The sequence below is a fragment of the Sphingomonas sp. ABOLE genome (assembly GCF_003950455.1).
Taxonomy (GTDB): domain Bacteria; phylum Pseudomonadota; class Alphaproteobacteria; order Sphingomonadales; family Sphingomonadaceae; genus Sphingomonas; species Sphingomonas trueperi.
Genome location: NZ_QQWY01000012.1, coordinates 45,169 through 64,210, shown reverse-complemented (window position 1 = coordinate 64,210; position 19,042 = coordinate 45,169). Strand labels below are relative to the sequence as shown.

The window sequence follows — 19,042 nt, the reverse complement described above, 5'->3', positions numbered from 1 at the left end:
CCAAGCGGGTCACACGATCGATTCGCGCTGGAGGTCGCTGCAATGGCCGACGCCGGTCGCCTTGAGGCGCGCGATCACCGCGTCGCGGGTATCACTGTCGCCCGCGCGGATCTCGCCCAACTCGGCGGCGGTGAGCAGCACCACCGGCACCGCGCGGACGGGAGACAGCGGCATGTCCTCGATCTGCGTGTCGAAATCGGGCTCCGGGCCGCCGATCATCACGCCCAGCACGTCGTCGGCAGTGAGGAAATGCGCCGGCAGCCGCGCGGCGATCGCCGCCGAGCTGGAAACGTTGGTGAGTTCGAGCGGGATCGGGCCATGGCGTTCGAGCGGGCGGAGGATGCCCTGCTCCTCGGCGACGATCGCGGCGACCCGGCGCAGCACCTCCAGCATCCAGCCATCGCCCGCCACCTGCGCCGGCGCGCCCTCGCCCGGGCCCTCGACGAACAGCTCGATCTCGAAACCGTTCGCGGTGGCGCTATCGTCGAACGGATCCGAGAGGCCATCGGTTGCGAGCAGGATCGCGCTGCCGCGGTGGATCAGCCGGTATGCCTCGTGCCCGCCCGGCCAGAGCGAGCCTGCGGGCGCGGACGAGAGAATGCGGTCGCTCGCCGGCCCCAGTGCCGACCAGAACAGCCCCCGCGCTTCGGCCGAACGTTCGGCAACGCTGGCGATTCGGTGTGGCTCGGGCCTGCTAACCGCCTGCGGCTTCGCACCAAACAACCCGCGCAACCAGCCGAACACACCCATCCGCATCTCTCCCAAAAGGAATCAGGCGGAAGCGTTGCCCTAGAAATGCGTCAGACCGGCGACCATTGAACCGGTTCTTCACCATCTTCGAAGCTTTCGTCGGCCGCCCGGTTCTCGTTCGGGCCGATCACTTCGAGCAACTGGTCGAGTACCCAGTCGACCCCGGTGCCGGCGGCGCCGGACAGCGGAATGACTTGCGCGCCGCTCGCCTCTTCCAGCTCGGCGGAGAGCGCGGCGATCAGTTCGTCGTCGAGCGTGTCGATCTTGTTGAGCGCGATCACGACAGGCTTTTCGGACAAGCCTGCGCCATACGCCTCCAGCTCGTCGCGAACGATCCGGTAGCTGGTCGCCACGTCCTCGTCATTGGCGTCGATCAGGTGGAGCAGCACGCGGCAGCGCTCGATATGGCCGAGGAAGCGGTCGCCGATGCCGGCACCGTCCGCCGCGCCTTCGATCAGGCCGGGAATGTCGGCGATCACGAATTCGCGCTGCTTGTGGCGCACCACGCCCAGCTGGGGCCGCGTGGTGGTGAAGGCATATTCGCCCACCTTGGCCTGCGCGTTGGTCACCGCGTTGATGAAGGTCGACTTGCCGGCATTGGGCAAGCCCACCAGCCCCGCATCGGCGAGCAGCTTGAGCCGCAGCCAAACCCAGGCCTCTTCGCTCGGCCAGCCGGTGCCGTGCTGGCGGGGCGCGCGGTTCGTCGAGGTCTTGTAGGTTGCATTGCCGCGCCCGCCGTCGCCGCCCCGCAGGAAGACGATGCGCTGGCCTTCCTTGGTGAGGTCGGCCAGCAGCGTGCGCTCGTCGTCGTCGGCGAGGATCTGGGTGCCGATCGGCACCTTGATAACCAGGTCTTCGCCGCCTGCACCGGTGCGGTTCGAGCCCGAGCCGCCGCTCCCGCGCGGGGCACGGAAGTGCTGGGTGTAGCGGAAGTCGATCAGCGTGTTGAGGCCGGCGATCGCCTCGAAGATGATGTCGCCGCCCTTGCCGCCGTTGCCGCCGTCGGGGCCACCATATTCGATGAACTTTTCGCGACGGAAGCTCACGGCACCGGGCCCACCGGCACCCGAGCGGACGAAAATCTTGGCTTGATCGAGGAAATGCATCGCGGGCCCATATACGTTCGGCGCAATTTCGTCACCCCCGGCAGCGCGCCTGCCGGCAATGTGGCTAACGACATGACACTTTCCGGGTGGCATCGGCGTTCAGCACGGCTATACGCGACCGGATCGTTTCCGCCCGTTTTCCGTTACAGGGGCGCAAGGATCCAAGCTCTGAAGGACGTTCAGCGAACAGCATGAATTCGATCGATCGCTACATGGCGCGGCTGATCGCGGTGCCGCTGATCTCCACCCTGATCATCTCCGCGATGCTGCTCGTGCTCGATCGCATGCTTCGGCTGTTCGAGTTCGTCGCGACCGAGGGCGGTCCGGTGAGCGTGGTTTGGCGCATGCTCGCCAACCTGCTGCCCGAATATCTCGGCCTCGGCATTCCCATCGGGCTGATGCTCGGCGTGCTGCTCGCCTTTCGCCGGCTCGCCACCTCGTCCGAGCTCGACGTGCTGCGCGCGGTGGGCGTCAGCTACACAAGGCTGCTGCGCGTGCCGTACATGTACGCCATCGTGCTGGCGGCGGTGAACTTCGCGATCGTCGGCTTCGTCCAGCCCACCTCGCGCTACAATTACGAGCAGCTCCGCTTCGAGCTGCGCTCGGGCGCGCTCGGCGCCTCGATCAAGGTCGGCGAATTTACCAGCTTCGGCTCGAAGATGACGCTGCGGATCGAATCGAGCCAGGACGAAGGGCGCGACCTGCGCGGCATCTTCGTCGAGATGACCAACAAGGACGGCACCCCGCTGGCCGTGACCGCGCAGAAGGGCCAGTTCCTCCGCTCGGACGATCCCGACACGATCATCTTCCGCCTGACCAACGGCACGCTCGTCCATTACGACAAGAGCTCGCCGGTGCCGCGGGTGCTGACCTTCACCACCCACAATCTGCCGATCCCGCTCCCCAAATACGAGCAGTTCCGCAAGCGCGGCGACAGCAATATCGAGCGCACCCTGCCCGAGCTTGCGGTGATCGGCCGCAACCGCTCGGCCCCCGAGATCGACCGCGAGACCAGCCGCTCGGCCTTCCACTATCGCATGGCGGAAGTGACGACGATGTTCCTGCTGCCGATGCTGGCGGTGGCGCTGGCGATCCCGCCCAAGCGCTCCACCTCGATGCTCGGCGTGTTCCTGTCTATCCTGATGATCGTGACCTATCACAAGGTGAACGAGTACGCGCAGGGGGTGGGCAGCCTGGGGCTGATCGATCCGATCATCGCGCTGTGGGTACCGTTCTCGATCTTCGCGGGGCTTACCGTCTGGATGTACTATACCGTCGCCTATGTGCCCGGCGGGCAGCCGATCGGCGCGCTGGAACGCGTCTTCGCCAAGACCGCCAAGCTGATCGGCCGGCTGCTGCCGGGGGCCAAGCGACGGCGTCGCAAGGCGGAGGCGGCGCGATGAGCCTGCGCGGCCTGTTTCCCTCGCCCACCGTGTCGCTGTACATGGCGCGGCTGTTCGTGTTCCGCACCTTCGCGCTGCTCGGCGCGCTGGTGCTGGTGCTGACCTCGCTCGACCTGCTGACCGAAAGCGCCGGCATCCTGGCCTATCCGGGCAACGGCAACGCCGAGATCCTGCGCTACGCCACGCTGCGGGTGCCGCAGATCATTTCCACCTTCCTGCCCTATTCGGTGCTCGGCGGGGCGATCTTCACGCTCGCCCAGCTCAACCAGAACAGCGAGATCATCGCGCTCAAGTCGGGCGGCCTGTCGGCGCACCAGGTGCTGGCGCCGCTGATGCTCTCGGGCCTGATCGTCGCCGGCCTGTCCTTCGCGTTCAACGACCGCATCGTCAGCCGCGCGACCTCGACGCTGGAGCAGTGGAAGAAGGTGGAGTTCGCGCCACTCCCCATCGACCGCGGCGACCGCGCCAACGTGTGGGTGCAGGCAAGCGGCAACCTGATCAACGTGCAGCAGATCAAGGGGAAGGGCGATGCCGCCCAGCTGTACGACATCACCGTCTATCAGCGCGACAAGGGCTCGCTTGCCTCGATCCTCACCGCCAAGCACGGCGTGCGTGCGGGCGACGGCTGGCGCGTCGACAACGTCAAGCGCTTCGACGTGGCCAGCGCTACGCTGACCCCGGTCCCCGATACGATCATCGGCCAGGGCGTGCGCCCGGATCAGTTCACCCTCGCCCATGTCGATCCCAATTCGAGCTCGTTCAGCGAGCTGCGCATGGCGATCGGCGAGCTGAAGGCAGCGGGCCGCCCGACCAAGGCGCTCGAAGGCTCGCTGTGGCACAAGCTGTCCGGCCCGCTCTCGGCCTTCCTGATGCCGCTGCTCGGCGCCGTCTCCGCATTCGGCCTGGCGCGGTCGGGCAAGCTGTTCGTCCGCGTGGTGATCGGCATGGCGCTCGGCTTCCTCTATTTCGTCGCCGACAATTTCGCGCTGGCGATGGGCAATCTGGGTGCCTACCCGCCCTTCCTCGCCGCCTGGGCGCCGTTCCTGCTGTTCCTGATGATCGGCGAAGCGGTGCTGCTGCGGACCGAGGAATAGGCTATTCACGCGGCAACACCCGCTTGAGGCCTTTTGAAATGTTCCGACCCACTGCCCGCTTCTTCGCCGCCACCATGCTGGCGCTTGCCCCTGCCGTGGCACGGGCTGGGCCGGAGCAGCTCTACCAGGGCACCGTCGGCACGGCGCGGATCGTGATGACGCTCAGCGAGGACAAGGGCGAGGTCTTCGGCCAATATTTCTACTTCAGCTCGCGGCTCGACATCGACCTATCGGGCAGCGTCCGCGGCCAGACGCTCGACCTCGAATCGCGGGTGACCGGCGACAAGCTGCACCTGACCCGCAGCGGCGCGACGCTCGCCGGTACGCTGACCACCGCCAAGGCGAAGCGCCTGCCGGTCCGCCTGCGCCCGGCGGGCGCGCCGGAGGGGCTTCCGACCGACCTCCCGCCCAAGCTGAGCGGCTATGAACGCTGGCATCTCACCGGGCTCAGCCTGACCGCGCAGCAGGCGGAGACGGTCAACGGCAAGACGATCCGCTGGTACCGCGAGCCCCTTTCCGGCATCCGCCTGTTCCGCATCGAGAGCGGCTATGCGGCGCCGGCGCTGGCGGCGGTCAACCACGCGCTCGCCCGCAACCAGTGGCAGGACGTCTCCGCCTGGTTCGCCTGCACCGGCTATGAGGGCGGCCCCGGCACCGACGTGGCCGAGGCAAAGCGGCCCTGGCTGGGCGCGAATCACATGAGCTATGTGTGGAATGCGAGCTGGAGCTGCGCCGGCACCGCGCATCCGGACTTCGCCACCGCCGGCCACAGCTTCGACATGCGCACCGGCCGCGAACTCAAGCTCGACGATCTGCTCCATTTTGGACCGGCACCGGTTCCGGCGGAGGAGAGCGACGGCTGGTACAGCTATCGCAGCAAGCGCTTCGCGCCGGGCGTGGTGGCGCTGCTCAAGCGCTACCATCCCGACGAGATGACCAAACCGGCCGAGGGCGACGAGGACGGTTGCGACTATTCGGACCCGGAGGTGTGGGACTTTCCCGGTTGGGCGCTTTCCGAGAAAGGCCTGTGGCTCGGCGCCTATTTCGCCCGTGTGCAGCGCGCCTGCGACGCGCCGGACTGGGCGATCCTCCCCTGGTCCGCGCTGGGACTGAAGCCGGGCGAGCGGCCCTAACGCACCTCAGGGGTGCGCCTTGGCCCAGTCGAGCGCGCCCTGCAGCGTCGTCACCCACACCTCGCTACGGTGCTGCACCAGCCAGGCGAGCAAGGCGCGGTGCTCGGCATCGGGCACGGCCTGATAGTCGCCACCGACGCCGTGGAACAGGAACACGGCCCAGCCGCCGCCCTGCTCGGCCTCGCGGGCATAGGCGATCATCTCCTCCGCCGTCGCGCCTTCGCCAAAACCGCGTGCGGGGACGTGCATGGGATCGGCCTTGGCGACATCCGCGCGGGCATTCGCCGGCGTGTCGACCACGCCGCGCACATAGGTGACGGAGCCCGCCTTGCGCAGGTCCTCCAGATAGTCCTTGCCGCCCGCCAGGTTCTGCCCGCAGGGCGTGGCGAAGCCGTGGCGATCCTTGCCGTCCAGCGCACGGAGCAGCACGTTCTGCTGGGCGATCTCGCGGAGCATGCTGGCCGACGTATAGGCCTCGCTCACATAGCGCGGATCGGCGGGATAGACGTCGTGCGTGCAGGGGTGGAAGATCGTGTGGTTGGCGAGCTCGTGCCCGCCCTTCGCCGCCGCGCGCCAGCGCTCGACATCGGCTTCCTTCACATTGGCCAGGAAGAAGGTGCCCTTCAGCCCGGCGGTGTCGAGTGCCGGGATCGCGTGATCGAGCTGCGACTCCAGGGCGTCGTCATAGGTGAGCACCACCGCCGCCTTGGCGCCGTTCGGCCAGCGAGTCTGCGCCGCTGCCGGCACCGCCATCCACGCACAAAGCACCGCCGCTGCGAAAAGCCGTCGCATCACCCTCTCCTCCGATCCTGCCGCCAGCCTAGCTGCGGCCCGAAGGTGCGCAAGGGCGTGCGCCCAAAAAGAAAGGGGCCGGCGCACCGCCTGGTGCCCGGCCCCTTGCCTGTCGCTCACGCCGATCAGCGCTGGCGCATCGTGCCCTGTGCCAGCTTCACCACCAGCCCCGAGAGCGTCGGGTAATTGGCCTGGTGATAGACCGAGTCGGGCGACAGCGCCGCGACAAGGCGACGGTGCGCCGTGCCCAGCGCATGGTACGGCACCGCCGGCAGCAGATGGTGCAGCGCGTGGTAGCGCAGGCCCACCGGCGCCCAGAGATAGGGCAGCAAGCCCGGCTCGGGCACGTTGACGCTGTCGAGATACTGCGCGGTCACGGTCAGCGGCTCGCCTTCGTTCTCCCACAGATGCGCGACCAGCGTGCGGACCTGGTTGATCACCGCAGAGCAGGCGACGATCGCGATGTAGGCGAAGAAGGCGCGCAGCGGCAGGATTCCGGCCACGGTAATGCCGATCAGCGTGATCGCGAACAGGCTCGCGCCCAGCTCCTGCCAGAACCACTGGCGGCGGAACTCGCCTTCGGGCGCGCGGCGCTCGAACTTGGGGTTGATCTGCAGCCCCGAATAGCGCGCCACGACGAGGCGGCGCAGCTTCGGCGAGAAGAGCGACAGCGGCGACAGCACCGCGAAGCGGAGCAGCAGCCCGATCGGCATCAGCACCGAGACCAGCAGGAACAGCGGCAGCGTCCACGGCTTCATCAGCGCGAGCGGCAGATATTCGGGATCCTGATCGGTGCCGTAGCGGGTGCGCGCATGGTGGATCGTGTGGATGCCCTCGTACATGAACGAGGGCAGCAGCAGCGGCACGCCGACGAACGCGTTCCACGCGGTGCGGAAGCCCGGCAGCAGCGAGTGCTTGAGATGGGTGATCTCGTGGATGAACAGCTCGGCGCGGTACAGCGCGAGCACCGCGACGATGCCGCCGATCACCGCCACCCAGGGCGAGGCCGCGAACATCGCGGTCGCCATGCCGGCATAGCCGATCGCCGCCGAAAGGAAGCAGTCGGTCCAGTACATCGCCTTGTTGGGCGTATGGAGATCGCGGGTCAGCTCCGCGGCGGCACGCAGCATCGCACGGTCGTCGGGAACGCCCGAAAGGCGGATGCGCGCGATCGTCGCCGAGATTTCGGCGTCCGGGGCGTCCGGATGATCGAAGGCTAGCGATTGGGTCATGGGTAGTGCCATTGGCCTTAGATAGTGGCTACAAGGTGGCATTACAGGGCGCCCATGGGGCCGTTTCGCTGCACTGCATGCCTGCGCTTGACAGGCGCTCTCGGACGCAAGACTGCATTGCGCCGTATCAAGTTTTTCTGGGGATACTCCACGTGGCTAGTGCCGATCTCAAGGTCCGGCCCGTATCGGGCAAGGCCGATACCAAGGCGTTCATCGAACTCGCCTACCGCCTGAACGGCGACGATCCCAACTGGGTCGCGCCGCTGCGCGAGGAAGTGGCCGCCACAATCAGCCCGAAGAAAAATGGCTGGTTCAGCCATGCCGAGGGGCAGCTGTTCCTCGCCGAGCGCGGGGGCAAGGTGGTCGGCCGCATCTCGGCGCATATCGACACGCTGGCACTGCAGATGCCGCCGGAGCAGGGCTTCGGCCCCGGGACCGGCTTCTGGGGGCTGTTCGAGGCGGAGGATGCTGAGGTCGCCGCTGCGGTGATCGCGCAGGCCGAGGACTGGCTTCGTGGCAAGGGCATGACCAGGACGCTGGGCCCGGTGAGCCTGTCGATCTGGGAAGAACCAGGCCTGCTGGTGAAGGGCCATGACCATCCGCCAACGGTGCTGATGGGCCACCATCCGGCGCGCTACCAGGGCTGGATCGAGGCGCAGGGCTATGGCCCGGCCAAGAAGCTGGTCACCTATGAGCTGGACATCAGCAAGGAATTCCCGCCGATCGTGCAGCGCATCGTCGCCGCCGGCGAGAAGAACACCCGCATCCGCATTCGCGAGGTCAACAAGGCCAAGTTCGCCGAGGAAGCCGCGATCATCCTCGCCATCCTCAACGATGCATGGGGGGACAATTGGGGCTTCGTGCCGCTCACCCAGCCCGAGGTGGACGATGTCGGCAAGAAGCTGAAGCCTTTGGTGTTCAACGACCTGATCCGCATCGCCGAATATGACGGCGAACCCGTCGCGTTCATGGTCACCCTGCCCGACCTCAACGAGCCGCTGCAGCCGCTCAAGGGTTCGCTGCTGCCCTTCGGCTGGGCCAAGCTGCTGCTGTGGCTGCGTCGCCCGAAGGCGCGGACGATGCGCGTGCCGCTGATGGGGGTGGTGAAGCGGCTGCAGAGCTCGCGCATGGCGAGCCAGCTGGCCTTCATGATGATCGAATATATCCGCCGCGCGTCGGTGACCCATTACGGCGCGAGCCGGGGCGAGATCGGCTGGATCCTGGACGACAATCAGGGGATGATCGCGATCGCCGATGCGATCGAAAGCAAGATCAACCGCGAGTATCTGATTTACCAGAAGGCGCTGTGATCCTGGCGGTGGCAGCGGGCGGTACTCCCACCCGCTGCCGGCCAGGGTTCAGCGCGTCGCGAGCGGGTCGACGCCGGTATCCTTGATCCACTGATCGCGGGTCTTGCACTGGCGCGGCGGTGCAATGCGGGTACCGGTCGGCGCCTCGAACTTCACGCACACCCGAACCGAACCGGCCTCGGCCGTCAGGGCGCTTTCGGCGCGCTTTGACTTCTCCGATGCGGCGCTGGCGGGAACTGCGGCGACGGCCACCAGGGCGCACGCGCCGAACAGGGTGGCGCCGATGCGAGCGGTACGAACGAACTTGGTCATGTCTCTTCTCCTGAAAAAGGCGTGCGGGATCGTTCCGCCGCACGCGATGCGGGGGTTGGTAGGCTTCGTGAAATGTCAGAGGTGGGTACGGGCGATCAGTATTCGCGGAAGGGATCGTTGCCTTCGCGGATCCAGGCCTCGCGGGTCTTGCACTGCTTGATCTTCTTCTCCGAGCCGTCGGCCGCCTTGCGCTCGACGCACCAGACGAGGCGTCGGGCGATCGGGTCCAGCGTGCGAAGGTCCTTCTTCGCGGCCGCCTTGGTCTGCTCGGGCTCCGATGCAGCCTGGGCCGATGCAGCCGCGGTCAGGGTGGTGGCGAGCAGCACGGCGGCCGGTATCAGGCCGAGGATTTTGGGTGTGCGAATTGGGCTCATGTCAGGTTCCTGTCTGCTTTAAGGGCCGACGCTCCTTCGCTTTCGCCGGTACCTCGATGTTCTGCAGGACCCGTGCCAGTTTCCACCAGAGTTTGTTTTCAATTACTTAGCAGAATTCACCGAAGTGTCATGGTGCCATAATACGGCACAGATGACCAAGGGTTGGCGCCATACGCCAACACCCTCGCCACTTCCGAAAAAAGAATGCCAGCTACGCCGCGCCTAGCGCAGCGTCACCCAGGTCGGTGCGTGGTCGCTGGCCTTTTCGCGGCCGCGATAGTCCTTGTCGACACCGGCGCCGGTGAAGCGGTCGGCCGCCTGCGGGCTGAGCAGCAGATGGTCGATGCGGAAGCCCGCGTCGCGCTGCCAGGCGCCCGCCTGATAGTCCCAGAAGGTCCACACGCCGCCCTTGGGGAAGCGGGTGCGCAGCGCGTCGGTCCAGCCCTGCGCGAGCAGCATGCGGTAGCGCTCGCGCGATTCGGGCTGCATCAGCGCGTCCTCGGCCATGGCGCGGACCGAGAAGGTATCGTCGTCATTGGGGATGACGTTGAAATCGCCCGCAAGGACCGCCGGCCGCTCCTCGGCGAGCAGTTGCGCCGCGCGGTCGTACAGCCGGTCCATCCAGCGCAGCTTGTAGTCGAACTTGGGGCCCGGCTGGGGATTGCCGTTGGGCAAATAGAGCCCGCCGACGATCAGATCGCCGACCTCCACCTCGATATAGCGGCTGTGCGCGTCCTCGGGATCGCCCGCCAGTCCGCGCTGGCGCTCGACCGGCTGCTGGCCCCTGGCGAGGATGGCGACGCCGTTGAAGCCCTTCTGTCCGTGCCACACCGCGCCATAGCCCGCCGCTTCGATCGCGGCGACCGGCAGCGTGTCGTCGGAGCTCTTGAGTTCCTGCAGGCAGACGATGTCCGGCTGCTGCTCGGTGAGATACTCGACCAGGCGGTCGATCCGCGCCTTGATGCCGTTGACGTTGTAGCTGACGATTTTCAAAGGGTTGCGCTCAGATCGAGAAGCTGGTGCCGCAGCCGCAACCGGATGCCGCATTGGGGTTGGTCACCGCGAAGTGGGCGCCGCCGAGATTGTCGATGAAATCCACCTGCGCGCCGCGCACCAGGTCGAGGCTCACCGAGTCGACCACCAGCCGCACGCCGTCGACTTCGGCGACGCTGTCATCGGCCTCCACGCCCTCGGCCAGGCCGAAGCGATATTGGAAGCCCGAACAGCCGCCGCCTTCCACCGAAAGCCGCAGGATGGCGGGCTTGGCCTGCTTGGCGGCAATCGCGGCGACGCGCGCCGCGGCGGCAGGCGTCAGCGCGATGGTGGGCTGGTCGATGGTTGTCGTCATGGGCGTCAGATAATGCGCCCATGCCCGTCCGGCAATGCGCTCAGCGCTGGCCGCGCGGACCGCCGACGCCGCCCGAAGCCGGCGCCTGCGCGACATAATCGCCCGACTGGATGAACGGGATCGGATTGATCGCGCGACCGTCGAGACGGACCTCGTAATGGAGGTGCGTGCCGGTCGAGCGGCCGGTCGAGCCCATCAAGCCGATGATCTGGCCGCGGCGGACACGGGTATTGTCCGCCACCAGGATCTTCGAGAGGTGGCCGTAGCGCGTTTCCATGCCGCGACCATGGTTGATCTCGACCAGATTGCCATAGCCGCCCAGGCGCCCGGCGTGCGAGACGATACCGTCCGCGGTCGCGTAGATCGGCGTGCCCATCTGGCCGGGAATGTCGACGCCGGCGTGCATCGCCGCGGTGCCGCGGAACGGGTCCGAGCGGACGCCGAAATGCGACGTGAAGCTGACATGCTGCACCGGCTGCATCGACGGGATCGAAATCGTGCTCGATTCGATCGAGTCGAGCTTCTTCCACGTTTCGAACAGGGTGCGGAACTGCGCATCCGCATCGGCGGTGGTCGCAGCCGCGGCATCTTCGTCGCTCGCCGGCTCGTACGGGCCGCCCATGGCGACGTTGACCTTGACGAAGCGATTTGGCGCGAGGCCGAGATGCTGGATGTGCGCCGCAGCCTGGCGCACCCGCGCCTCGCCGACCTTCTGCGCCTGCACGGCGAGCGCGACCTGGCGCGCCTCCACCTTGCGCAGCGGCGCGACGATTTCGTCGGTCAGCGCGCTGGTCTGCTGCGGGACGGCCTTGAGATCGGCTTCGAGCACCGAGCGATCGGCCTTGCCCGACACGACGGCGTTGAGCACCGCCTGGCGCTGCTCGATCTTGGCGGCCTGGAGCTTGGCGGCTTCCTTGGCGGCGGCGACTTCGGCGCGCATATGGGCAACCTCGGCGCGCATCGCGGCGACCTGCGCCTCGGGCGACCCCGCCGCCGGCGCGGTATAGGCGATCGCGCCGGCCATCGCCTGCGACATGCCATAGCCGGAGAAGAGCACGGTCAACGTCGCGGCGGAGGCGAACAGCGCCTGCGAACGGCCGCCCACGCTGAAGCGGCGCAGCTTGCCGCCCTCGTGGAGAATAACATCGCGGGTGGTGAAGAAGTCCCGGAACTTGCGTGCGAATTCGTCGTTCTTGCGTTCAGACGGTACAGCCATGAGTCCCCGGCGCATTCATGGAAGCAAAGCCGGTGCGACCCGACCTTCTACTTCAGGATGATGCGGACGGATTGGGCAGCCCCTGACCTCGCCGTCCCGCTTGGGGACTCTTTTGGAGGATAATCAGCCCGCGGCAAGCGCTTGGTAGTAATCGCGCGTCAGACCGGCTGCTTCGCGCGCCGAGTCGTTGAACGGCGGCTTAACGGCTCCCCGAAAATGGGTTCGGACCAGCGCCTGCCAGGTCGTTTCGGGTGCGCAATCGTCGGCCTTGCAGGCCGACTCAAACCACTCCGTACCAGCCCTTACGTGCCGTACCTCATCGGTGACGATGCGCGTCAGAATCCTGGCGGTGACCGCGTCGCCGGCCGCGTCGAACCGCTCGATCGTGGCGGGCGTCACGTCCAGCCCGCGTGCCTCGAGCACCATCGGCACCACGGCAAGCCGGGCCTTGACGTCATGCGCGGTCTCGGTCGCCGCGTCCCACAGCCCGTCATGCGCAGGCAGTGCGCCATAGTGGCTGCCAAGGCTGCGCAGCCGCCGGTCGAGCAGCGCGAAATGCATCGCCTCGTCGGCGCCGACGCGCATCCAGTCGTCGGTAAAGCCGGTCGGGAATTGCGCGCCGAAGCGGCCGATCAGGTCGAACGCCAAGTCGATCGCGACGAACTCGATATGCGCCAGCGCATGGATCAGCGCGATCCGGCCGCGCTCGGAGCCACCGCGTCCGCGCTTGGGCATGCGGTTGGGCGGCAGCAGCTCGGGCGCATCGGGGCGCGCGGGGCGATCGGGCATGGCGACGTCGAAGCGGAAGTCGAGCCGCCCGAGCCGCCAGTCGCGCGCGGCGGCGCGGGCCCGCATCACCTTGGCGGTCGGATCGGCGGCGTCGAGCACCGCCCGCACCGCCGCGCCCACGCTGCGTCCTTCGGTCACCCCAGCCCCTTTGCCGCGTCCAGCACCTCGGCGGCATGGCCGGGCACCTTCACCTTGCGCCAGGCGCGGACCAGCGTGCCCGCGGCGTCGAACAGGAAGGTCGAGCGCTCGATGCCCATATACTTCTTGCCGTACATCGACTTCTCCACCCACACGCCCAGCGCTTCCATCAGCGCGCCGTCCTCATCGGTGGCAAGCGGGACGGCGAGGTCGTACTTGGCGGTGAACTTCTGGTGCTTGGCGGGCGGGTCCTTGGAGATGCCGAGCAGCTTTACGCCGAGCCCCTCGAATTCCGGCATCAGCGCGGTGAAGTCCTGCGCCTCGCGGGTGCAGCCCGAGGTATCGTCCTTGGGATAGAAATAGAGGACGAACGGCGCGCCTGCGCCCCATTCGGGAAGCGCGATCGCGCTGCCGTCCGCCGCCACCAGCGCGTGCTTGGGGAGCGCGTCGCCCTGCTCGATGCTCATCGTCTGGTCTCCGTCAGTTGCCGGCCTGGATCGCGGCCCAGCAGTCGCGCACCTCCTGCCGCGTTGCGCCCAGCGTCGCAACCACCGCTTCCCAATCGGGCAGGCCGAGCGCGCGGGCGATCAGCGCGCGGGTCCGCTCGCCCGGCGGCTGCGCATCGGGCGCGACGAGCCGCAGCGTCACCAGCAGCCGGGTGAGGAAGTCGTGCGCCGGTCGCAGCGCCGGGGGCACGATCCCCTGCCCCACCAGTGCGTCGATCGCCTTGCCCAGCTGCGGATCGAAGCCGGTACGGTGGCACAGCTGCTGGACGTGCACCGCGAACTCCAGATCGACTAGCCCGCCGTCGAGCAGCTTGGCATCGAGCGGCCCCGCCGGCGGCTTGTGCGCGGCCATGTCGGCGCGCATCTTGGCGGCATCGGCGAGGATGTCGCGCTCGGGCCGGGCGCCGTGGAGCACATGGATAATGATCGCCTGCACCTGCGCGCGGGCTTCCGCCGAGCCGAACACCGGCCGGGCGCGGGTCAGCGCCATATGCTCCCAGGTCCAGGCGTCTTTTTCCTGATAGGTCGCAAAGCCTTCCAGCGAGACCGACAAGGGTCCCTGGGTGCCCGAAGGGCGCAGCCGGGTATCCACTTCGTAGAGCGGCCCGGCGGCGGTGGGTACCGAAAGCGCCGCCGTCACCCGCTGGGCCAGCCGGTTGTAATAGGTCACCGCGCCGAGCGGCCGCCGCCCGTCCGATTCCGCCGCATAGTCGCCAGTGAACAGGTAGATCAGGTCGAGGTCCGAGGCATGGGTCAGCGCCCCGCCGCCCATCCGCCCGAGCGCGAGGATCACCAGCTCGCTGCCGGGCACATGGCCGTGCTGACTGGCGAACTCCTCCACCGTGGCCGCCGTCAGCACCTCGATCGCGGCTTCGGCAACCCGCGCATAGCCGGCGGACACGTCGAGCGGGTCGCTCGCCCCTGCGACGATCTGCGCGCCGAGGGCGAAGCGCTTCTCGTTGACGATGCGGCGGACATGCTCGAGCCGCCATTGATAGTCCGCGCCGCGCTCCTCGGCGGCCATCGCCGCCATCAGTTCGGGCACGTCACCCACCGGCGCGAAGGCGCTCGCATCGATCAGCCCGTCGAGCAGCTCCGCGCGGCGACCGAGCTGTTCGGCCAATGTCGGCGCATGGCTGAGAATCGCGCTCAGCAGCCGGGTGAGCGCCGGCTGTGCCTCGAGCAGGCGGAAGATGTTGACCGCGCTCGGCAGCCGCTTGAGCATCGCATCGAAGCGGGTGATCGCATGTTGCGGATCGGGCGCACCGCCGAAGCCGCTCATCAGCGTGGGCAGCACCGCCTCGAGCGCGCTCTGCGCCGCCGGACTGCGCAGCGCCGGGTAGGTAGCGCCGCGCCAGCCCTCCACCACGCGGCGGGCGATTTCGGCGTCGGGAAACCCCGCCTCTGCCAGCCGCGCGCCCAGCGTGTCGGGATCGCTCGGCAGCCCGCTGCCGCCCGCCTCGGCCAGCGCATCATAGATGCGGCCGACCCGCTCGACATGCGGCTGGAGCAGCGCGATCAGCGCAGCGCCTTCCTCCAGCCCATGCAGCCGCGCCACATGGTCAAGCGCGGCGGGGTCGCTCGGCAGCGTGTGCGTCTGGCGATCGTCGATCATCTGCAGGCGATGCTCGATCGTGCGGAGCAGCACATAGGCCTCGTCGAGCGCCGCCGCCTCGCCCGCATCGATCCGCCCGGCCGCCGCCAGCGCCGCGAGCGCATCGCGGGTGGCGGGCACCCGCAGCGCCGGATCGCGGCCGCCATGGATCAGCTGGTGGATCTGCGCGAAGAACTCCACTTCGCGGATGCCGCCCCTGCCCCGCTTGAGGTCGTAGCCTGGGCCGAAGCGCTGGCCCTGCTGGTAGTGATCGCGGATGCGGCGCGAGATTTCCTGGATCTCGCGGATCGTGCCATAGTCGAGCGCGCGCCGCCACACGAAGGGGCGGATCGCGTCGAGGAAGCTCTCGCCCAGCGCGCCGTCGCCGCCGGCAACGCGGGCGCGGATGAAGGCGGCGCGCTCCCAGGGCAGCGCCTGGCTTTCATAATAGCTGATCGCGGCCTCGACCGGCAGCGCGATCGGCGTCACCTCGGGCGAAGGGCGCAGCCGCAGGTCGACGCGCAGCACATAGCCGTCGCCGTCGCGCGCCTGGAGGACCTCCAGCACCCGTCGCGCGATCCGCACCGCCGCTTCCTCGGGCGCCTCGCGGGGTTTGCACGGCAGCGTCGCGGGGTCGAAGATCAGGATGGGGTCGATGTCCGACGAGTAATTGAGCTCGCGGCTGCCCTGCTTGCCGAGTGCGATCGCCGCAAAACCGTGCGGTTCGGCATCGGGGGTGCGCCCGCGGATCGCGGCGCGGATCGCGCGGTCGAGCGCCTCATCGGCAAAGTCGCTGAGCAACCTTGTGGTGCGGCCGAAATCATAGGCGCCGGACAGGTCGCCGATCGCCGCGATCAGCGCCAGCCGCCGCCGCTGGATGCGCAGCGCCCGCGGCTCGACCATGTCCCGGGTCGGGGCGGCCGAGACAGTGATCGGATCGGCAATCGCCGCCGCGGGGTCGGCCGCGATGTCGCCCTCGCGCCCCAAGACGAGCCCAAGAAACGGAGAATGCTCGGAAATCCGCGCCAGCGCGTCGGAAAAGCCAGGTTCGCCCACCGGAAACACCTTATCGCCCAAAAACCGAAAATCTGCGATGGATTGCAACTATCGCAGGCAACGAAACCGACCCATGGCCGTTTGGGGAGCGTGGTTCAGATGACACCCTCCCAGGCCCTGGCGGCAGATATCGCGACTCCCTGTCGCATCGAGCCGCCGCGGGCATGCGACGGGATCGGTCGGGCGATCGCCAATGCCTATGCGCGCGAACTCGGCCTGCCGCAGGACATGGCGATGCTGCTCGCCAAGCTGAACGACCGCGATCCCCGCTGCCACTGGTAGGCGTCACCGCCCCTGCATGTCCCGGTGCGCGCTCGGCATTCGTACAGTCAGACCGTCCAGCGCGTCGGTGAGCAGGATCTGGCAGGCGAGACGGCTGGTCCGCACCGCGCCCATCGCGAGATCCAGCATATCTTCCTCCGCCTCGCTCGCGGGGGGCAGCCGATCGAAATCGGCGGGCGCGACGATCACATGGCAGGTGGAACACGCCATTTGGCCCTCGCACGTGCCCTCCAGCGGCTGACCCGCATTCTGTGCCACCTCGAGCAGCCGCGCGCCGGGCGGCGCCTCCACTTCCTGCACCGCACCGCCAACGGCCTCGAACCGCACCCGGATCATGCGGCCACCCGCTGGGCGTCGGCGGCGGCGCAGAGTCGGTCGAGTGCGGTCATCAATTCCTCCTCGGTGGTCATCCGGCCGAAGCCGATACGAATGCTGGAACGCGCCTGTGCGTCGGAAAGCCCCAGTGCGCGGAGCACATGGCTCGGCCGGCCCGAGCCGCTGGCGCAGGCCGAACCCGCGGAAAAGGCAATGTCGCGCAGGTCGGACATCAGCCGGGCGACGTCGAGGCCCTCGCGGCGGAGGTTGAGGTTGCCGGAGTAGCGGTGGGTGGCGGCGCCGTTGAGGGTCCAGCCCAAATTTCCCCTCCCGCTTGCGGGAGGGAGGGGGGATAGTTGAAGGCGCTCGGCGGCCAGTCCGAACAATCGGGCCACATGCGCCGCATCCTCTGCGCGCCGCATTGCCGCCGCCCTCGCCGCAGCCCCGAACCCCGCACACAGCGCCGGCGACAGCGTCCCCGATCGCCCCAGCGCCTCCTGCCCGCCGCCATGCAGCAGCGGCGCCAGCGTCACGCCGTCGTGCACCCACAACGCGCCGATGCCCTTGGGTCCGTGGATCTTGTGCGCGGAGATCGCGACCAGGTCGCACGCCGGCGGGATCGGCACCCGGCCATAGCCCTGCACCGCGTCGCACAGCAACAGCGCGCCCGCCTCGTGGGCGATCTCCGCGAGTTCCGCGATCGGCTGGAGCACGCCGATCTCGTTGTTGACCAGCATCGCCGCGACGAGCCCGGTGCCGGGCACGATCGCCGCTCGGGCGGTCTCCAGATCCACCAGCCCGTCAGGACCAACCGGCAGCACCGTCACCGGCCGCCCGGTCGCCGCCACGGTGTCCAGCACCGCCGCATGCTCGGTGGCGAGGGTGACGATCGATCCGCTGGTGCCCTTGATCGCCCAGTTGAGCGCCTCGGTCGCGCCGCTGGTGAAGGCGAGCGTGCCGCCCGGCGGCAGCAGCGCCGCGACCTGCGCCCGCGCGACTTCCACCGCCGCCCGCGCCGCCCGTCCCGCAGTGTGGGGCGAATGCGGATTGGCGTGCTGCGATTCGAGCCAGGGGAGCATCGCCGCGAGCGCCTCCGGGGCGAGCGGCGTGGTCGCCTGATAGTCGAGATAGATCATGCCGCCCGCGCTCGCGCCTCGGCAAAGGTCGCCCGCCACAGCGCGGCGAAGCGATCGACATCGCCCTCCGTGGTGCTCCGCCCGAAGCTGACCCGCACGACTTCGCGCAAGGCCGGTTCGGCCCAACCCATCGCGGTCAGCACATGGCTGGGCCGCATGCTGCCCGAGGAGCAGGCGCTGCCCGCCGATACCGCCACGCCCGCCAGATCGAAGCGGATCAGCTGCGCCGCCGAGGAGACGTCCGGCATCCGATAGGCCCCGATCAGCGGACTGCGCGGGCTCTCCGCCCCAACGACTTCGCCGCCAGCCCCGAGGATCGCAGCCTCCAACCGCGCGCGCAGCCGGGCCATTTCCGCCAGATCCTCCGGCATCTCCACCGCGGCGGCATAACCGAGCGCGCCCGGCAAATTCTCGGTGCCCGCGCGATAGCCCTTTTCCTGTCCGCCGGTCGGCAGCAGCACGCCCAGATCGCGCACCAGCAGCGCGCCGACGCCCGGCGGCCCACCGCGCTTGTGAGCGGAGACCGCGACAAGATCGGCATGGCGCAGCACCTCGGCATCGGCATGCGCGGGCATCTGCGCGGCATCGACCAGCAGCAGCCCGCCCGCGCCGTGGACGATGTCCGCAATCGCCGCGGTCGGCTGGCGCACCCCGGTCTCGCTGTTCGCCCATTGCACGCAGACCAGCGTCCGGCCTCCGCCTTGCAGCGCTCCCGCCAGGGCCTCCAGATCCAGCAAGCCGCCCGCCGTCACCGGCAGCAAGGCCGCGCCCTCGCCCAGCCGCAATACCGCATCATGCTCCACCGCGGTGATCAGCCGCCGCGCGGCCACGCTCCGATTCATCGCGATCGCCAGCGATTCGCTCGCCCCGCTGGTCAGCAGCAGTTCGTGCGCCCAGCCATAGGCCGCGGCGATCCGCCGCCGCGCATCCTCCAGCGCCGCCCGCGCCGCCCGCCCGTCGCCATGCGGCGAGGACGGGTTGGCCCAGTGTGCCATCCCCTCCGTCACCGCCGTCACTGCCTCCGGCAGCATCGGGGTCGTCGCGGCATGATCCAGATAGAGTCGAGCGGCCAATGGCGTTCCAATTGCGTGAAGGGACCCGCTGCCTATATAGCGACCATGTTCCTGCGCTCCACCGCGCATCTCCCTATTGAACA

The 19,042-nt window shown here is 68.4% G+C and carries 20 protein-coding genes; 5 read left to right on the top strand and 15 right to left on the bottom strand.

Annotation, left to right across the window (positions count from 1 at the left end):
* Positions 1–9: 9 nt before the first annotated feature.
* Positions 10–750 (bottom strand): suppressor of fused domain protein, encoded by a 741-nt coding sequence (locus tag CA234_RS09475; RefSeq protein WP_125977450.1) that lies wholly within the window; start codon positions 748–750, stop codon positions 10–12.
* 50 nt (positions 751–800) lie between these two features.
* Positions 801–1,856: a GTPase ObgE gene (gene obgE, locus CA234_RS09470; protein ID WP_125977449.1), complete on the bottom strand. Its 1,056-nt coding sequence runs from the start codon at positions 1,854–1,856 to the stop codon at positions 801–803.
* A 191-nt stretch (positions 1,857–2,047) separates the two neighbouring features.
* On the opposite strand from obgE, the gene lptF reads away from it, so the two are divergent.
* The 3 genes from lptF to CA234_RS09455 are packed head-to-tail and all read left to right on the top strand — an operon-like array spanning position 2,048 to position 5,486.
* Complete coding sequence (gene lptF, locus CA234_RS09465) at positions 2,048–3,259, top strand: LPS export ABC transporter permease LptF (RefSeq protein WP_206431154.1); 1,212 nt, start codon at positions 2,048–2,050, stop codon at positions 3,257–3,259.
* Positions 3,256–4,353, top strand: a complete 1,098-nt coding sequence (lptG, locus tag CA234_RS09460) for an LPS export ABC transporter permease LptG (RefSeq protein WP_125977448.1) — start codon at positions 3,256–3,258, stop codon at positions 4,351–4,353. The genes lptF and lptG overlap by 4 nt, the downstream gene beginning before the upstream one ends.
* Positions 4,354–4,391: 38 nt before the next feature.
* On the top strand, positions 4,392–5,486 hold the full coding sequence (locus CA234_RS09455) for a hypothetical protein (RefSeq protein WP_126001522.1): 1,095 nt from the start codon (positions 4,392–4,394) through the stop codon (positions 5,484–5,486).
* 6 nt (positions 5,487–5,492) lie between these two features.
* Here CA234_RS09455 and CA234_RS09450 read toward each other — a convergent pair whose 3' ends face one another.
* Both CA234_RS09450 and CA234_RS09445 read right to left on the bottom strand, forming a co-directional pair.
* Entirely contained in the window at positions 5,493–6,278 is a 786-nt protein-coding gene (locus CA234_RS09450) for a polysaccharide deacetylase family protein (RefSeq protein ID WP_126001521.1), read from the bottom strand.
* Between the two features lie 125 nt (positions 6,279–6,403).
* Positions 6,404–7,510, bottom strand: coding sequence for a fatty acid desaturase (locus tag CA234_RS09445; RefSeq protein ID WP_125977445.1), 1,107 nt, complete (start codon positions 7,508–7,510; stop codon positions 6,404–6,406).
* Positions 7,511–7,662: 152 nt separating this feature from the next.
* Between CA234_RS09445 and CA234_RS09440 the strand changes: the two genes are divergently transcribed.
* Positions 7,663–8,820: an N-acetyltransferase gene (locus CA234_RS09440; RefSeq protein ID WP_125977444.1), complete on the top strand. Its 1,158-nt coding sequence runs from the start codon at positions 7,663–7,665 to the stop codon at positions 8,818–8,820.
* Between the two features lie 48 nt (positions 8,821–8,868).
* Here CA234_RS09440 and CA234_RS09435 read toward each other — a convergent pair whose 3' ends face one another.
* The 8 genes from CA234_RS09435 to CA234_RS09400 all read right to left on the bottom strand — a co-directional run bounded on the left by CA234_RS09435 (position 8,869) and on the right by CA234_RS09400 (position 16,153).
* On the bottom strand, positions 8,869–9,132 hold the full coding sequence (locus tag CA234_RS09435) for a hypothetical protein (protein WP_125977443.1): 264 nt from the start codon (positions 9,130–9,132) through the stop codon (positions 8,869–8,871).
* Positions 9,133–9,227: 95 nt separating this feature from the next.
* On the bottom strand, positions 9,228–9,506 hold the full coding sequence (locus tag CA234_RS09430) for a hypothetical protein (protein WP_125977442.1): 279 nt from the start codon (positions 9,504–9,506) through the stop codon (positions 9,228–9,230).
* 222 nt (positions 9,507–9,728) lie between these two features.
* On the bottom strand, positions 9,729–10,499 hold the full coding sequence (gene xth / locus CA234_RS09425; protein WP_126001520.1) for an exodeoxyribonuclease III: 771 nt from the start codon (positions 10,497–10,499) through the stop codon (positions 9,729–9,731).
* A gap of 10 nt (positions 10,500–10,509) precedes the next feature.
* A complete protein-coding gene (gene erpA, locus CA234_RS09420; protein ID WP_126001519.1) occupies positions 10,510–10,854 on the bottom strand; it encodes an iron-sulfur cluster insertion protein ErpA in 345 nt (114 codons plus the stop codon).
* 40 nt (positions 10,855–10,894) lie between these two features.
* A complete protein-coding gene (locus tag CA234_RS09415) occupies positions 10,895–12,070 on the bottom strand; it encodes a M23 family metallopeptidase (protein ID WP_126001518.1) in 1,176 nt (391 codons plus the stop codon).
* 123 nt (positions 12,071–12,193) lie between these two features.
* A complete protein-coding gene (locus CA234_RS09410) occupies positions 12,194–12,997 on the bottom strand; it encodes a ferritin-like domain-containing protein (protein WP_206431153.1) in 804 nt (267 codons plus the stop codon).
* A complete protein-coding gene (locus tag CA234_RS09405) occupies positions 12,994–13,464 on the bottom strand; it encodes a peroxiredoxin (RefSeq protein ID WP_125977438.1) in 471 nt (156 codons plus the stop codon). The genes CA234_RS09410 and CA234_RS09405 overlap by 4 nt, the downstream gene beginning before the upstream one ends.
* A 13-nt stretch (positions 13,465–13,477) precedes the next feature.
* On the bottom strand, positions 13,478–16,153 hold the full coding sequence (locus CA234_RS09400) for a bifunctional [glutamine synthetase] adenylyltransferase/[glutamine synthetase]-adenylyl-L-tyrosine phosphorylase (RefSeq protein ID WP_241213410.1): 2,676 nt from the start codon (positions 16,151–16,153) through the stop codon (positions 13,478–13,480).
* Between the two features lie 99 nt (positions 16,154–16,252).
* Here CA234_RS09400 and CA234_RS09395 point away from each other — a divergent pair, with 99 nt between their 5' ends.
* Entirely contained in the window at positions 16,253–16,435 is a 183-nt protein-coding gene (locus CA234_RS09395) for a hypothetical protein (RefSeq protein WP_125977437.1), read from the top strand.
* 3 nt (positions 16,436–16,438) lie between these two features.
* Here CA234_RS09395 and CA234_RS09390 read toward each other — a convergent pair whose 3' ends face one another.
* Genes CA234_RS09390 through CA234_RS09380 form a run of 3 tightly spaced genes read right to left on the bottom strand, consistent with a single transcriptional unit; the run spans position 16,439 to position 18,959 of the window.
* Complete coding sequence (locus tag CA234_RS09390) at positions 16,439–16,771, bottom strand: 2Fe-2S iron-sulfur cluster-binding protein (protein WP_125977436.1); 333 nt, start codon at positions 16,769–16,771, stop codon at positions 16,439–16,441.
* A complete protein-coding gene (locus CA234_RS09385) occupies positions 16,768–17,886 on the bottom strand; it encodes a cysteine desulfurase family protein (RefSeq protein WP_126001517.1) in 1,119 nt (372 codons plus the stop codon). Before CA234_RS09385 ends, CA234_RS09390 begins: the two co-directional genes overlap by 4 nt.
* Positions 17,883–18,959 (bottom strand): aminotransferase class V-fold PLP-dependent enzyme, encoded by a 1,077-nt coding sequence (locus tag CA234_RS09380; protein ID WP_125977434.1) that lies wholly within the window; start codon positions 18,957–18,959, stop codon positions 17,883–17,885. The genes CA234_RS09385 and CA234_RS09380 overlap by 4 nt, the downstream gene beginning before the upstream one ends.
* Between the last annotated feature and the right edge of the window lie 83 nt (positions 18,960–19,042).